Annotated in this window: 11 protein-coding genes; 8 read left to right on the top strand and 3 right to left on the bottom strand. The window is 69.3% G+C overall.

Features of this window, described 5'->3' with window-relative positions; genetic code table 11:
• The first annotated feature begins 23 nt into the window (after positions 1 to 23).
• Positions 24 to 398 (top strand): DUF5684 domain-containing protein, encoded by a 375-nt coding sequence (locus EGM46_RS07570; protein ID WP_125099555.1) that lies wholly within the window; start codon positions 24 to 26, stop codon positions 396 to 398.
• Positions 399 to 415: 17 nt separating this feature from the next.
• Here EGM46_RS07570 and EGM46_RS07565 read toward each other — a convergent pair whose 3' ends face one another.
• Positions 416 to 2,248, bottom strand: coding sequence for a DUF2207 family protein (locus EGM46_RS07565; RefSeq protein ID WP_125099554.1), 1,833 nt, complete (start codon positions 2,246 to 2,248; stop codon positions 416 to 418).
• 193 nt (positions 2,249 to 2,441) lie between these two features.
• Here EGM46_RS07565 and leuA point away from each other — a divergent pair, with 193 nt between their 5' ends.
• From leuA to EGM46_RS07530, 7 genes are all read left to right on the top strand, one after another.
• A complete protein-coding gene (gene leuA / locus EGM46_RS07560) occupies positions 2,442 to 4,208 on the top strand; it encodes a 2-isopropylmalate synthase (RefSeq protein ID WP_125099553.1) in 1,767 nt (588 codons plus the stop codon).
• 123 nt (positions 4,209 to 4,331) lie between these two features.
• Positions 4,332 to 4,967 carry a Holliday junction branch migration protein RuvA gene (gene ruvA, locus EGM46_RS07555; RefSeq protein WP_125099552.1) on the top strand — a complete coding sequence of 212 codons (636 nt, stop codon included), beginning with the start codon at positions 4,332 to 4,334 and terminating at the stop codon, positions 4,965 to 4,967.
• A complete protein-coding gene (gene ruvB / locus EGM46_RS07550; RefSeq protein ID WP_125099551.1) occupies positions 4,964 to 5,956 on the top strand; it encodes a Holliday junction branch migration DNA helicase RuvB in 993 nt (330 codons plus the stop codon). The genes ruvA and ruvB overlap by 4 nt, the downstream gene beginning before the upstream one ends.
• A 112-nt stretch (positions 5,957 to 6,068) precedes the next feature.
• Positions 6,069 to 6,566, top strand: a complete 498-nt coding sequence (gene yajC / locus EGM46_RS07545; protein WP_125099550.1) for a preprotein translocase subunit YajC — start codon at positions 6,069 to 6,071, stop codon at positions 6,564 to 6,566.
• Positions 6,567 to 6,640: 74 nt separating this feature from the next.
• Positions 6,641 to 8,452 (top strand): protein translocase subunit SecD, encoded by a 1,812-nt coding sequence (secD, locus tag EGM46_RS07540; RefSeq protein ID WP_125099549.1) that lies wholly within the window; start codon positions 6,641 to 6,643, stop codon positions 8,450 to 8,452.
• 1 nt (position 8,453) lies between these two features.
• On the top strand, positions 8,454 to 9,527 hold the full coding sequence (secF, locus tag EGM46_RS07535; RefSeq protein WP_125099548.1) for a protein translocase subunit SecF: 1,074 nt from the start codon (positions 8,454 to 8,456) through the stop codon (positions 9,525 to 9,527).
• 77 nt (positions 9,528 to 9,604) lie between these two features.
• A complete protein-coding gene (locus EGM46_RS07530) occupies positions 9,605 to 11,854 on the top strand; it encodes a RelA/SpoT family protein (RefSeq protein WP_125099547.1) in 2,250 nt (749 codons plus the stop codon).
• Positions 11,855 to 11,926: 72 nt separating this feature from the next.
• On the opposite strand, the gene EGM46_RS07525 is transcribed toward EGM46_RS07530, so the two are convergent.
• Both EGM46_RS07525 and EGM46_RS07520 read right to left on the bottom strand, forming a co-directional pair.
• A complete protein-coding gene (locus EGM46_RS07525; RefSeq protein ID WP_125099546.1) occupies positions 11,927 to 12,520 on the bottom strand; it encodes a hypothetical protein in 594 nt (197 codons plus the stop codon).
• Positions 12,521 to 12,699: 179 nt separating this feature from the next.
• The gene (locus EGM46_RS07520; protein ID WP_241156233.1) at positions 12,700 to 13,935 is read right to left on the bottom strand and encodes a DUF349 domain-containing protein; all 1,236 of its coding nucleotides are present in this window, start codon (positions 13,933 to 13,935) and stop codon (positions 12,700 to 12,702) included.
• Between the last annotated feature and the right edge of the window lie 229 nt (positions 13,936 to 14,164).

The following is a 14,164-nucleotide window of genomic DNA, read 5'->3' as shown; positions in this document are numbered from 1 at the left end:
ATCGGGGCGCGGGGAAGGGAACGATGGACGACATCACCACACAGGCTGACCTCACCGCACTGGGAACCGTTGGCGGCTTCGCCGCGCTCGCCTGGTACCTGCTGTCCGCGATCGCGCTCTGGCGCGTGTTCTCGAAGGCGGGCTACGCGGGCATTCTCGCGCTGATCCCGATCGTGAACCTGTTCATCCTCGTGAAGGTCGCCGGCTACTCGGCGTGGATGACGCTGCTCTTCATCGTGCCGATCGTCGGCTTCATCTTCTCCATCTTCGTCGCGCTCCGTATGGGCGAGCGATTCGGGAAGGGCGCGGTGTTCGCGATCTTCCTGCTGTGGATCCTGAACCCGCTCGGGTACTTCATCATCGGGCTCGGCCGCGCGCAGTACCGGCCGCGCGCGTAGCGCGGGAGGCCGCGCCGCTAGCGGCCACCCGCGAAGCCGCCGCCGCCGCCACCGCCGGCGAAGCCGCCGCCGCTCGAGCCACCCGCGCTGCTCGACGACGTGCTCGTCGCGTTCGCGAGCGACGTGGTGAGCTGCGTGATCGAGCGGTCGAAGTTCCCGAACCCGGCGCTCAGCGCCCCCGGGTACCAGAGCGGGAGGTAAGCGGGATCCTGCGCGTAGCGCGTCGCGAGCGCCGTGCCCCACTCCTTCTCGAGGCCGAACAGCATGGCGTAGGGCAGCAGCCGTTCGTACAGCTCGATGACCTCGGCCCCGTCGATGGTGCGCCGCTCCGCGGTCGACGCCGCCTGCAGCATCTTGATGCGGTCGGCCTCGGCGACGCGGATGAACTCGCGAACACCGAGCAGGTGGTTCCGCGCGGCGGCGCCGGTGTGCGTGAGCACGCGGTGCCGGATCAGGCCCAGCACGCCGAGCCCGACGCAGAGCACCGCGAGCAGCGCGGCGATGACCGGCGTGACCGAGAGCCGGCTCGTCATGCCGAGCACCATGAAGACGATGAGCGCGGCGGCAATCGCGAGGCTCAGCCAGCCCATCACGCTGGCGAAGCGGCTGCGCACCTTCTCCTGGTAGCCGCGGGCGAGCGCCGCCTCCGGCCCGCGCGCGGTCAGCGTCGTCATCCGCTCGGCGAACTTCGCGCTCTCCTTCGGGACCGCGACGAGCGTGCCGACCGGCTTCCCCTGGAACACGGCGTCGATCGCGGCGGCGTCGAGCGGGTCGCCAGCGCGCTCGGGCGCGAGCAGCCGGAAGCCGAGCTTGGGCCGCTTGCGCGCGGTGCCGTCGGCGCGCGGGACCTCCTCGATGCGCGTCGCCCCGAGCAGCGCGAGGTGCACGAGCTCCGCTGGCGCCGCCGGCCGCGTCGTGCCGGCGAGCGGTGCGGCGAGGAGCGGCGGCAGCTCCGCCGGCACCTCGTACTGCGCGACCACCGGGCGTGTGCCGCGCCGCGTGCGTGCCTGGCGCACCACGCCGACGGCGCCGGCCCCGCCGGCGAGAAGCCCGACGCCGCCGACGATGAGCGGCAGGGTGTCGAGCGCGAAGTTCGGCAGGCGGGTGTCCGGTTGCGTGACCGTTCCTGGTTGCATGCCGATCGCGACGCTCACTCCCTCGTTCGGGGCGAGCGGGATCGGCGCGATGGCAACCGTTGCGGGATCGGAGCCGGGCGCGCTCGTGACCGTACACTCGGACGTTGCACCGTGCGTGCCGACGTAGCAGCGGGACTGCCCGGTGAGGCTCGCAGCGAGCGCGGGGGAGAACCCGACCTCCGCGGAGAACGCGGCGATGGGCTGCGCGCGCGTGAAGGGGACGAGATCCCAGTAGAACTCGTCGGCACGCCCATCGTCGCGCGGCAGCACCACGTCGTCGAGCGTGTAGCTGATCACGTACTCCTGCGCGCCGTGCACGTACGCGTCGTCGCCCGTGAGGACCGCGAGGAAGTCATCGCCCGAGTCCGAGCTCACGGTGTCCAGCTCGAACGGCACCGCGGCGCCCGTCCCGTCCGTGACAGTCACATCGCGCGGGTTCGTTCGTGCGCCCTCGTAGACGTCCGGGATGCCGCGGACCATGCCACGGTTCTGGTCGACGCTCGGAAACACGGCGGTGATGTGCTCCGTGATGCGCGCGATCGCGCGGCCGTCCTCGCGCGTATCGAGTGCCACCTCGACGTGCCAGCGGTCGTAGCTGAACGCTTCGAGATCCGGATCGCTGCTCGCGACCGCCGCCGACGCCCCCGCTGACGCGAGCCCGAGTGCGGTGAGGAGCGTGAGCAGGGGGAGAACGAAGCGCCTGAGGAGTGCCATGCCTCCCAGCCTACGCAGCCGCGACGCGCTCACGTCGCGACGGATCCGGTGCGGCGCGCGTGATAAGGTGGTCGCATGCTGTTCGGCTCGCTTCTCCTTAGCTGCCGCGACGAGTCCTAATTCTCAGGCCTTCCTCGTCGCGGCGTTCGTGTTTGGCTGAGCGATATGAGAACTTGACGAGAAAGACGAGCCCATGAAGAACACGCAGCAGCCCTCTGGCATGCCGATCCATCGCTACCGCCCCTTCCACGAGATCATTCCCGTCGAACTGCCGGATCGCACCTGGCCGACGAAGCGGATCACCGAGGCGCCCCGCTGGTGCGCCGTTGACCTGCGCGACGGCAACCAGGCGCTCATCGATCCCATGAGTCCCGAGCGCAAGCGGATCATGTTCGATCTGCTCGTGAAGATGGGCTACAAGGAGATCGAGGTCGGCTTCCCCTCGGCGAGCCAGACCGACTTCGACTTCGTGCGCCAGCTCATCGAGGACGGCGCGATCCCCGATGACGTGACGATCCAGGTACTCACGCAGGCGCGCGAGCACCTCATCACCCGCACCTACGAGTCGCTGATCGGCGCGAAGCAGGCGATCGTGCACCTCTACAACTCGACCTCGATCCTGCAGCGCGACGTGGTGTTCCGCTCCGATCGCGAGGGCATCAAGCAGATCGCCGTCGAGGGCGCGAAGCTGTGCAAGGCGGCGGAGTCAATCTGCCCCGACGTCGACGTCTACTACGAGTACTCGCCTGAGTCGTACACGGGCACCGAGCTGGAGTACGCGGCCGAGGTCTGCAACGCGGTGCTCGAGGTCTTCGAGGCGACGCCGGAGCGCAAGGTCATCATCAACCTGCCGGCGACGGTCGAGATGGCGACGCCGAACGTCTACGCCGACTCGATCGAGTGGATGGGTCGCAACCTGAACCACCGCGAGAACGTGATCATCTCGCTGCACCCGCACAACGACCGCGGCACGGCCGTCGCCGCGGCGGAGCTCGGCTACCTGGCCGGCGCCGACCGCATCGAGGGCTGCCTCTTCGGCAATGGGGAGCGCACCGGCAACGTCGACCTCGTCGCGCTGGGCATCAACATGTTCACGCAGGGCATCGACCCGATGATTGACTTCTCGCGGCTCGACGAGGTGCGCCGCACCGCCGAGTATTGCAACCAGCTCCGCGTCCCCGAGCGCAGCCCGTGGGCCGGCGACCTCGTGTACACCGCATTCTCCGGTTCGCACCAGGACGCCATCAAGAAGGGCTTCGAGCGGATGGCGCAGGACGCCGAGGCGGCCGGCGTGTCGCCCGATGACATCGAGTGGGCCGTGCCGTACCTGCCGGTCGACCCGAAGGATCTCGGCCGTTCGTACGAGGCAGTGATCCGGGTGAACTCGCAGTCCGGTAAGGGCGGGGTCGCGTACCTGCTGAAGACCGACCACCACCTGGACCTGCCGCGCCGCCTGCAGATCGAGTTCAGCTCGGTGGTGCAGAACGTCACCGACAGCGAGGGCGGTGAGGTGTCGAGCGACGCGATCTGGCGTATCTTCCAGGACGAGTACCTGCCGACGAACGGTGAGGGTGCCGAGCGCTGGGGTCGCTATGAGATCTTCCGCACCTCGGCGACGAGCGCAGGCGATGGGGTGACCGAACTCGTCGTCGACTACCGCGACGGCGACGAGGCGAAGCAGGCGACTGCGCGGGGCAATGGCCCGGTCGACGCCTTCATCTCGGCGCTCACCGAGGACGGCCACGCGGTGACGCTCTTCGACTACGTCGAGCACGCGATGAGCTCCGGCGGCGACGCGGTGGCCGCGGCGTACGTCGACCTCGAGGTCGACGGCCAGCGCCTCTGGGGCGTCGGCATCGACCCCGACACGAGCCGCGCGACCCTGAAGGCGATCATCTCCTCGGTGAACCGCGCGGTGCGGAGCGCCGAGCAGCGCGAGGTCGCGCCGAGCGCGGCCTAGCGCGCAGGGCGCAGCCGAGCGCGCCCCGCACGCGGGCCCGCCACCCCGGGTATTCGTACTTTTGTTCGAATGATCCGGTGTGGCGGGCCCGCTGCCGTGTCGGCACCCCATAGGGTGGGCGATGTGATTGCTTCGATTCAGGGACCGGTGCTGACCTCGGGCGCCGGCTGGGCGGTTGTTGGCTTGGGTGGGCTCGGCGTGCGCGTCGAAGTGCCGAGCGGCCGCGTGTCCCAGCTGCAGCCCGGTGACGTCGTGTCGCTGCACACCTCACTGGTGGTGCGCGAAGACTCCCTCACCCTGTTCGGCTTCGCCTCCGAGCCGGAGCTCGCGGTGTTCGGGCACCTGATCGCGGTGTCCGGCGTCGGCCCGCGGAGCGCGCTCGGGGTGCTCTCGGGGCTCTCGCCCGCTGAGATCGCGCGCGCCGTTTCCGCGGAGGACGAGAAACCTTTCCGCAAGGTGTCGGGGATCGGGCCGAAGACCGCGAAGCTGATCGTCGTGTCGCTCGCTGGCAAGCTCGACGCGCTCGAACTCGGCGCGGTGGACGCCCCGGCCGCCAGTGCTCCGGGCGACGGCGCCGCCGAGGCGGTTGCCGAGGGCCTTGTCGGCCTCGGCTGGAGCCAGAACGACGCCGAGGGCGCCGTCGCCGACGCGCTCTCCGCCGGTGCGCCTGAGGAGCACGCCGGCCTGCTGCGCGCGGCGCTCGCGCTGCTCCAGGCCGGCCGTCCCGGATCCCGCGCTGCGAGTGGGGCCGCCCGATGACGGGTGAGCTGTCGGCGCAGGCCACGCCCTCCGAGCAGGGGTACGAGGGCGCGCTGCGCCCCGCAACCCTCGCCGAGTTCGTTGGCCAGGCGAAGGTGCGCAGTCAGCTCTCGCTCCTCCTGAACGCGGCCACGCTGCAGCAGCGCACCCCGGACCACATCCTGCTCGCCGGCCCGCCCGGGCTCGGCAAGACCACGCTCTCGATGATCGTCGCCGCCGAGCTCGACAAGCCGCTGCACCAGACGTCGGGCCCGGCGATCCAGCACGCTGGCGACCTCGCTGCGGTCCTCTCCGCGCTCACGCCCGGTGAGGTGCTCTTCATCGATGAGATCCACCGCATGGCGCGCAGCGCCGAGGAGATGCTCTATCTCGCGATGGAGGACTTCAAGGTCGACATCATGGTGGGGAAGGGCGCCGGCGCGACGTCGGTGCCGCTCGAGCTCGCGCCGTTCACGCTCGTCGGGGCGACCACGCGCTCGGGCCTCCTGCCCAACCCGCTGCGCGACCGCTTCGGCTTCACCGCGCACCTCGAGTTCTACGCCGACGAGGAGCTCGCGAGCGTCGTGCGCCGCGCGGCTGGCCTGCTCGGCTTCGAGCTCTCGGATCGGGGGATCGACGAGATCGCGAGCCGCTCGCGCGGCACCCCGCGTATCGCGAACCGCCTGCTGCGGCGCGTGCGCGACTACGCGCTCGTCCACGGGACGCCGGGCGACACCGCGTCGGTGCAGGCGGCGCTTGCGCTCTACGACGTCGACGAGCACGGACTCGACCGGCTCGACCGCGAGGTGTTGCGTGCCATTGTCGAACGATTCGGTGGGGGGCCGGTCGGGCTGTCGACGCTCGCCGTGTCGGTCGGCGAGGAGGCCGAAACGATCGAGGCGGTCGTCGAGCCGTTCCTCGTGCGCACCGGGCTGGTGACCCGTTCGCCGCGCGGGCGCATCGCGACCCGGCTGGGGTGGGAGCACGTGGGGCTCGTTCCGCCGAGCTGAAACACCACATTTGTGCGAAATCCCACACTCCGCACAGCGTGTGGGCGATAGACTCGCAAGGATTGTGCCGTCTGCACCCGCGCGGGCACGCCCACGAAAGGACCACCCTCCGATGGACCCGATTACCATTCTGATGTTCGCGCTGATCGCGCTGCTGATCTTCTTCATGTTCCGCAATGGGAAGAAGCGCCAGCAGGCGATGCAGGAACTGCAGAACGGGCTCCGTCCTGGCGCTGAGGTGATGCTCCAGTCCGGCATCTTCGGCACCGTCGAGTCCGTTGATGAGGAAGACAACAAGGTCGTGGTGCGCAGCGGCACTTCGACACTCGTAGCGCACCGCAACGCGATCGCGCAGATCATCACGCCGTCCGAGGCTCCCGCTGAGGAGCAGACGAGCACGCTCGCACCCGACGACGATCCCGAGTTCGGCGAGCGCATCGCGAACGCGAACGGCGAGACTGCCGCGGCTGCGGCGGAGACCACCGAGGCGCAGGAGCTGCCCGAGGTCACCGACGCTGCGGCGGGGGAGCCTCAGGCGCCCGCGACCGAGGGCGATTCTGACCGTCCGGACACCGACCAGCAGGGTGGCGAGCAGACCCCCAAGGCCTAATCGCCTCGGGTCGTGCCGCCCGGCCGGGGGATTCCCCGGCCGTTTCACCCCAGCACTGAGAGAAAGCAGTCGTTTTGGCGTCCACTCCAGCCGTCCGGGGAGCCCGTCGCTCCCTGGTCTTCCTATTGGTCCTCCTCGTGGGCCTCGCGGGTCTGATCACCTATGGTGTGTTCCGAAGCGATGCGACGTGGACGCCGAAACTCGCTCTCGATCTGCAGGGCGGTACGCAGATTCTGCTCGCCGCGGAGCAGACCGACGGCGCGACGGTCAGCGGCGAGCAGCTGCAGCAGGCCGTGTCGATCATTCGCCAGCGCGTCGACGCGGCCGGGGTCTCCGAGGCGGAGATCACCACGCAGGGCAATCAGCACATCTCCGTGTCGATTCCCGGCAAGGCCGATGAGGCAACGCTCGCGCGCATCGAGGCGTCGGCGAAGCTCGACTTCCGTCCGGTGCTCGCCACCGGGATTGGGATCGACCTCACGCAGCAGCCGGCCCCCGAGCCGAAGACGGACGAGGACGGCAACCCGGTCGAGCTGACCGAGGCGGAGAAGGCGGCTGAAGAGACTCGTCAGCAGGCCATCGCGGCCGCGGAGGAGGCGCGCGCTGCCGCGGACGCGCTCACCCCAGAGGATCTGGTGCCCGAGACGGAGCCAGAGAACGCCGGGGACCTCGCATGGATCACCCCGGGTCTGCAGACCAAGTTCGACGCGTTCACCTGCCAGTCGGAGGCGGCGCTCGAGACCGGAAACGCCGATCCCGCTGTCCCGCTCATCACCTGCGACGAGACAGGCACGCAGAAGTACATCCTCGGTCCGGTCGAGCTGAAGGGCGACGTCATCACCGACGCCTCCGCCCAGATGGCCACCAACCAGAGCGGCGCCACCACGGGCGGCTGGGTCGTTCAGATCACGATGAACGCCAAGGGTACCGAGGTCTTCGGCAAGATCAGCACCCGCCTCTACGGTGCGCCGAGCCCGCAGGATCAGTTCGCGTTCGTGCTCGACGGGCGGGTCCTCTCCGCCCCGCAGATGCAGGGCCAGATCCTCGACGGCCGCCCCTCGATCAGCGGCGACTTCACTCAGGAGTCGGCGCAGGCGCTGGCCGACCAGCTGAAGTTCGGCGCACTGCCCATCGACTTCACGGTGCAGAGCCAGGAGGACATCTCTGCGACGCTCGGCGCGAGCCAGCTCGGCTACGGCCTGCTCGCCGGCCTGATCGGCCTGCTCCTCGTCGTGATCTACTCGCTCTTCCAGTACCGCGCGCTCGGCTCGCTGACGATCGCGTCGCTCGCGATCGCGGGTGTGCTGACCTACCTGCTGCTCACCTTCTTCTCGTGGCGTCAGGGGTACCGTCTCTCGCTCGCCGGCGTGGCCGGCATCATCGTGGCCGTCGGCTTCACCGCCGACTCGTTCATCGTCTACTTCGAGCGCATCCGCGATGCGCTGCGCGACGGTTTCTCGATCGAGCGCGCCGTTGAGCACGGCTGGAAGCGTGCCTTCCGCACCGTGCTCGCGTCCGATGGCGTGAACTTCCTCGCCGCGGTGATCCTCTTCATCCTGGCCGTCGGCAACGTGAAGGGCTTCGCGTTCACGCTCGGCCTCACGACGCTCGTCGACGTGATCGTCGTTGCGCTCTTCACCCACCCGATGATGACGCTGCTCGCGCGGACGCGCTTCTACCAGGGCGGGCACCCGTTCTCGGGCCTCGACCCGAAGCGTCTGGGTGCCGTGTATCGCGGCCGTGCCCAGTTCCGCGAGCCGGTCATCGCGAGCAAGGGCGCAGGCAAGAAGGTGGCACGCAGCCAGAAGGAAGCGGAACGCCGTCAGACGATCGCGGAGCGCAAGGCGGCCGAGGCCGCTGGCGCTACCGCCGGAAAGGAGAGCTGAGATGGCTCGCTCATTCTCGGAGTTCGGCAACGCGCTCTACACCGGCGAGAAGTCGATTGACTTCGTCGGCCGCCGCAAGCGGTGGTACGCGATCTCGATCGTGCTCATCATTCTGTCCATCGTCGGCCCGATGCTCCGCGGCGGATTCAGCTTCGGCATCGAGTTCACCGGCGGCAGCCAGTTCCAGGTGCACCTGAGTCAGGGCGAGGAGCGCGATCCGAAGGTCGCCGAGCGCGCCGTCGCTGAGGTGCTGCCGCAGAGCACGCCGCGTGTCAGCCTGCTCGGTCCCACCGACATTCGCGTGCAGACCGAGGCCCTCGAGGACGCCGAGAACCGGGCCGTCACGGCAGCGCTCGCGAAGGCGTACGATGTCGAGGAGCAGGAGGTCACGTACTCCTACATCGGCCCGGCCTGGGGTCAGGACATCACGCGGCAGGCGGTGATCGCGCTCATCGTGTTCATCCTGTTCGCGGCGCTCGTGATGGCGATCTACTTCCGCACGTGGAAGATGTCGCTCGCGGCGATTCTCGCGCTGCTCCACGACCTCGTCATCACCGCGGGCATCTACGGGATCTCGGGCTTCGAGATCACGCCGGCGGCGATGATCGGCTTCCTCACGATCCTCGGATACTCGCTATACGACACCGTCGTGGTGTTCGACAAGATCCGAGAGAACACGATGCCGGGCGAGCTCAACGACCGTCGCACATTCGGCGAGGCCGTAAACCTCGGTGTGAATCAGACGCTCGTGCGCTCCATCAACACCTCGGTGGTTGCGCTGCTGCCGGTCGGCTCGATTCTCTTCATCGGCGCGTTCATGCTGGGCGCCGGCACGCTGCGCGACATCTCGCTCGCGCTGTTCATCGGCATCCTCGTCGGCGCGTACTCGACGATCTTCATCGCGGCCCCGGCCTACGCCCACCTCCGCGAGGGCGAGACCGAGATCAAGCGACACGACGCCCGCGTGCGTCGCGCGCGCGGCGAGGACGCAGGCGGTACGGCGACCGCGAAGGACGCCGGGGACGCCGCAGCGGAGCTCGCCGAGGAGGCGGACCAGCCGTCCACATCGAAGTAGCACGCTCGGCGCGGGCGCCCAGTTCGTCGGAATGGGCGCCCGTGGTGTAGCGTTCAAACATTCGAGGAGGAGGCAGGGTGGTAACGAGTGATGTAACGCATGGCGGCACGACCGCACTGCGCCGACTTGTGCCTCGGATCTTCTCCCGCGGCAGCGCGCCGGGTGCGGTTGATCAGCTGGTTCGCACGGTGCGCGGGAATTATCCTCGCGCCGACCTTTCGGTGATCGAGCGCGCGTATACGACGGCTGAGCGCGCGCATCGTGGCCAGAAGCGGCGCTCGGGCGAGCCGTACATCACTCACCCCATCGCGGTGGCCCAGATCCTCGCCGAGCTGGGCGTCGCGCCGGTTGCGATCGCCGCGGCGCTGCTGCACGACACGGTCGAGGACACCGACTACACCCTGACGCAGCTCACCGAGGACTTCGGTGAGGAGATCGCCATGCTGGTGGACGGCGTGACGAAGCTCGACAAGGTCAAGTACGGGGACTCGGCGCAGGCGGAGACCGTGCGCAAGATGGTCGTCGCCATGGCGAAGGACATCCGCGTGCTGGTGATCAAGCTCGCCGACCGGCTGCACAACGCTCGCACCTGGGGGTTCGTCTCTGGCGACTCGGCGAAGCGCAAGGCGCAGGAGACGCTCGAGATCTACGCCCCGCTGGCGCACCGCCTCGGCATCCAGTCGATCAAGGCCGAGCTCGAGGATCTCTCCTTCGCCGTGCTGAAGCCGAAGCTCTACGCGGAGATCGAGAACCTCATCTCGCAGCGCAACCCGCAGCGCGATGAGCTCGTCGGTGTGGTCATCAGTTCCATTGAGGCTGATCTGCGGGAGGCCCGCATCCGCGGTGAGGTGACCGGCCGACCCAAGGAGCTGTACTCGATCTACCAGAAGATGATCGTCCGTGGTCGCGACTTCGACGACATCTACGACCTGGTGGGCATCCGCGTGCTCGTGCAGTCCATCCGCGACTGCTACGCGGTGCTCGGCGCCGTGCACGCGCGGTGGACCCCGATTCCTGGGCGATTCAAGGACTACATCGCCACCCCGAAGTTCAACCTGTATCAGTCGCTGCACACCACCGTGATCGGCCCCGACGGCCGCGCCGTGGAGATCCAGATCCGCACGGTGGAGATGCACCAGCGTGCCGAGTACGGCGTTGCCGCGCACTGGAAGTACAAGCAGCGTCAGGCACCGGGCGCTGCCCCCTCCTCGAACGACATGGCGTGGCTCGCGCACATCTCGGACTGGCAGGCGGAGACCGAGGATCCCAGCGAGTTCCTCGACGCGCTGCGCTTCGAGATCGGTGCGAAGGAAGTGTACGTCTTCACGCCGAAGGGTCGGGTCGTCGGACTGCCAGCGGGCGGCACCACCGTCGACTTCGCCTACGCGGTGCACACCGAGGTGGGGCACCGGACGATGGGCGCGCGCGTGAACGGCCGCCTGGTGCCCCTCGAGACCGCGCTGCAGAACGGCGACGTGGTCGAGGTGTTCACCTCGAAGGACCCGAACGCTGGCCCGAACAAGAACTGGCTGACGTTCGTCAAGAGCAAGCGCGCCCAGAACAAGATTCGGCAGTGGTTCACCAAGGAGCGCCGCGAGGAGGCGGCGGAGACCGGCAAGGCGGAGATCGCGAAAGCGCTGCGCAAGCAGGGCCTGCCGCTGCACCGCGTGATGAACTCGGAGGGGCTGCAGCAGGTCGCGCTGCAGCTGCGCTACGCGGATGTGACCGCGCTGTACGCCGCGGTGGGTGCGAACCACGTGTCCGCCCAGTCGGTGGTCGAGAAGGTCACCGCGCTGGTGCTCGACGAGCAGAGCTCCACGGAGCCGGCCATCGCGACCGTGCCGATCATCGACGCGCCGCGCCCACAGCGGCCGACGGACTCGAGCGGCGTGGTGGTGAAGGGTGCGTCGGACGTGCTCGCGAAGCTGGCGAAGTGCTGCACCCCGGTGCCCGGCGACGAAATTCAGGGCTTCGTGACGAAGGGGCAGGGCGTCTCGGTGCACCGGGTCGACTGCCACAACTTCCAGAACCTGCGGAGCCAGCAGGATCGCGTCGTCGAGGTGGAGTGGGCGCCGACCTCGAAGAGCGTGTTCCTCGTGCAGATCCAGGTGGAGGCGCTCGACCGCTCCGGCCTGCTCTCCGACGTGACGCGCACGCTGTCCGAGCACCATGTCAATATCCTCTCTGCGTCGGTGAATACGTCGAGCTCGCGCCTCGCGATCAGTCGTTTCGTGTTTGAGATGGCGAACGCAACGCACCTGGATCACGTGCTGAACGCGGTGCGGCGCATCGACGGCGTCTACGACGTGTATCGGATCACGAACTAGCCTGCTGGCGTTGCGCGGCAGCCGTGCCAGCGGCAGCCGTGCTCGCCGCGGTGGCCATCACTGGGGCAGCCGTCAGAGCCCGGCGAGCCGGTCGAGCGCCCGGAGGCGGTACGGTGCCGGGCCGGCGGACAATGCCTCGGGGACACGGTGCGCGCTCGCCCCGTGGTGCGCAGCGAGCACGCGACAGGCGAGGCGCGCCTCACGCGTGAGCGCCGCGGGGAGCCGGAGCAGGTCAGCGACGGTGCGTGTGGGTGAGGTGACCCTCGCGGCCCCGAGCCGCACGCCGTCCCCGTCGGCGACGCCGAGCTGACGCTGCCGCGTCGACACCCCGTGCTCGTCTCGCGTGCCCGCGCGCTCGCCCGACGCGAACTCCAGCGGCACGCCAGGGGAGTGCGCGGCACCCCACACCCACGCCGCGGTGAGGAGGACGGCCGTGCGCGGCTGGGTGAGCCACGGCGCGAGCGCGGCGGCACGCACCCGCGCGGTGTCTGGCCAGCCGACGCCGCGCACCCCGGGACCGCAGCGCACGAGCGTGCCGCGGAGCAACTCCGCGCTGCGCACGGCCTGCGGCAGCTGATCGATGCGCGGCATGCCGCGCGCGAGTGCGGGCGGCGCGCTGAGCGCGGGTGGGCTGCCGAGTCCGAGTGGTGCGCTGAGTGCAGGCATGGAACCAGCATGGGCCCGCGTCGCGCGCTCCGAGGCTCGAACCTCGCATCTGTGCACAACTTCCCGCAGCTGCCGCTGCCTCGCCAGCCTGTGAGCAACGACGAACGCCCCGCGGAGCAAGGAAGCTCCGCGGGGCGTTCAGTCGGACGGGGGCGCTGCGGACAGCGCCCCGCGAGGCGCTAGTCGCCGATTGCGGCGAGCCAGGACTGCTGGGTCGCGAGCTTCTCCTCGGCGGCCTGCTTCGCCTTCGCGTCGCCGGCGGCCTCGGCGGCCGCAACCTCGGCGGTCAGCTCGGCGATCGATTCCTCCAGCTGGCCGCGCAGGCCCTCGCTGCGAGCCTTCGTCTCCGGGTTCGTCTTGCGCCAGTGCTCGTCCTCGAGCTGCTTGACGTGATCCTCGATCTTCCGCAGACGACCCTCGATGTCGCGAAGCGCCTCGCGGGGCACGCGACCGACCTCGTCCCAGCGCAGCTGGATCGCGGTCAGCTGCTTGCGCGCAGCGGTGTGATCCGACACCTGCAGGATCGGCTCGGCCTCGCCGAGGATCTCCTGCTTCTGGGTCAGGTTCGCCGCGTACTCCTCGTTGGTCTGTGCCGCCTCGGCCGCCTTCGCCTGGTACAGCACATCGCCCGCCGCCTTGAAGCGCGCCCACAGCTGATCGTCGATCTTGCGGCTCGCGCGTCCGGCGGCCTTCCAATCGTCGAGGAGCCCACGGTACGCGGGAATGCCGTCGACGCCCTTCGGGGCGAGCGCCTCGGCGGCGGCGATGATCCGCTCCTTGCGCTGCTTCACGTCCTTGTTCGTCGCGTCCATCTGCGCGAAGTGCGCGCGGCGGGCCGTATCGAACGACTGACGAGCGGAGCGGAAGCGCTTCCACAGCGCGTCGGCCTGCGCCTTGGGGATCTGGGGGCCGCTGCGCTGGGCCGACTGCCAATCGGTGAACAGCTGCTCGAACGCCTGGCTGGTGTCCTTCCAGCGGATCGAGGCCTCGGGCTGCGCGGCGAGGCGCTCGGCCTCAGCTGCGATCGCCTCGCGCTTCGCGACGGCTTCCTGGCGGGCGGCCTCGCGCTCAGCCTGCTGCTTCTCGCTGAGCGCAGCGGTCTTCGTGACGAGGGCCTCGACGCGTGCGCGGAGGGCCGCGATGTCGCCGACCGCGGCCGGCTCGACGAGCTGCTCCTGCAGCTTCGCGACCGAATCGGCGGCGGATCCGTCGGCGGTGCCGCGCGCGATGCGTGCCTCGAGCAGGCTCACCTGACCCTCGAGGTCCGCGAACTTGCGCGTGAAGTAGGCGAGCGCCTCTTCGGGGGTGCCATCGGGGTACGATCCGACTGCTCGCTCGCCCTCACCCTCCCGCACATATACGGTCCGGTCGTCGTCGACTCGTCCCCAGGGCGTTTCGTTGGTCGCTTCGCTCACGGTTCTGCTCACTTGTCGGGTGTGGGGGCCGGCCGTGCCGACCATACGGAATAGACTCCTCCACTATGCCACAGCGGGAGCGCTGATGCCCCCTGACTCCCGCGGTTTTCGGGCCGTGCGTGCCCCCGGCTGGCCGCAGCTCCCGGTGCCCCGGGTGTCGGTGGCGCCCAGTAGCATGGACTCGTGGACACCCCAGCCATCCCAGCAGCTACCGCGCCGCTCGCGGTGC

Source organism: Leucobacter chromiireducens, assembly GCF_003917135.1.
Taxonomy (GTDB): Bacteria; Actinomycetota; Actinomycetes; order Actinomycetales; family Microbacteriaceae; genus Leucobacter; species Leucobacter chromiireducens_A.
Note: the sequence above shows the minus strand (reverse complement) of the source record. Positions and strands in the feature narration are given on the sequence as shown.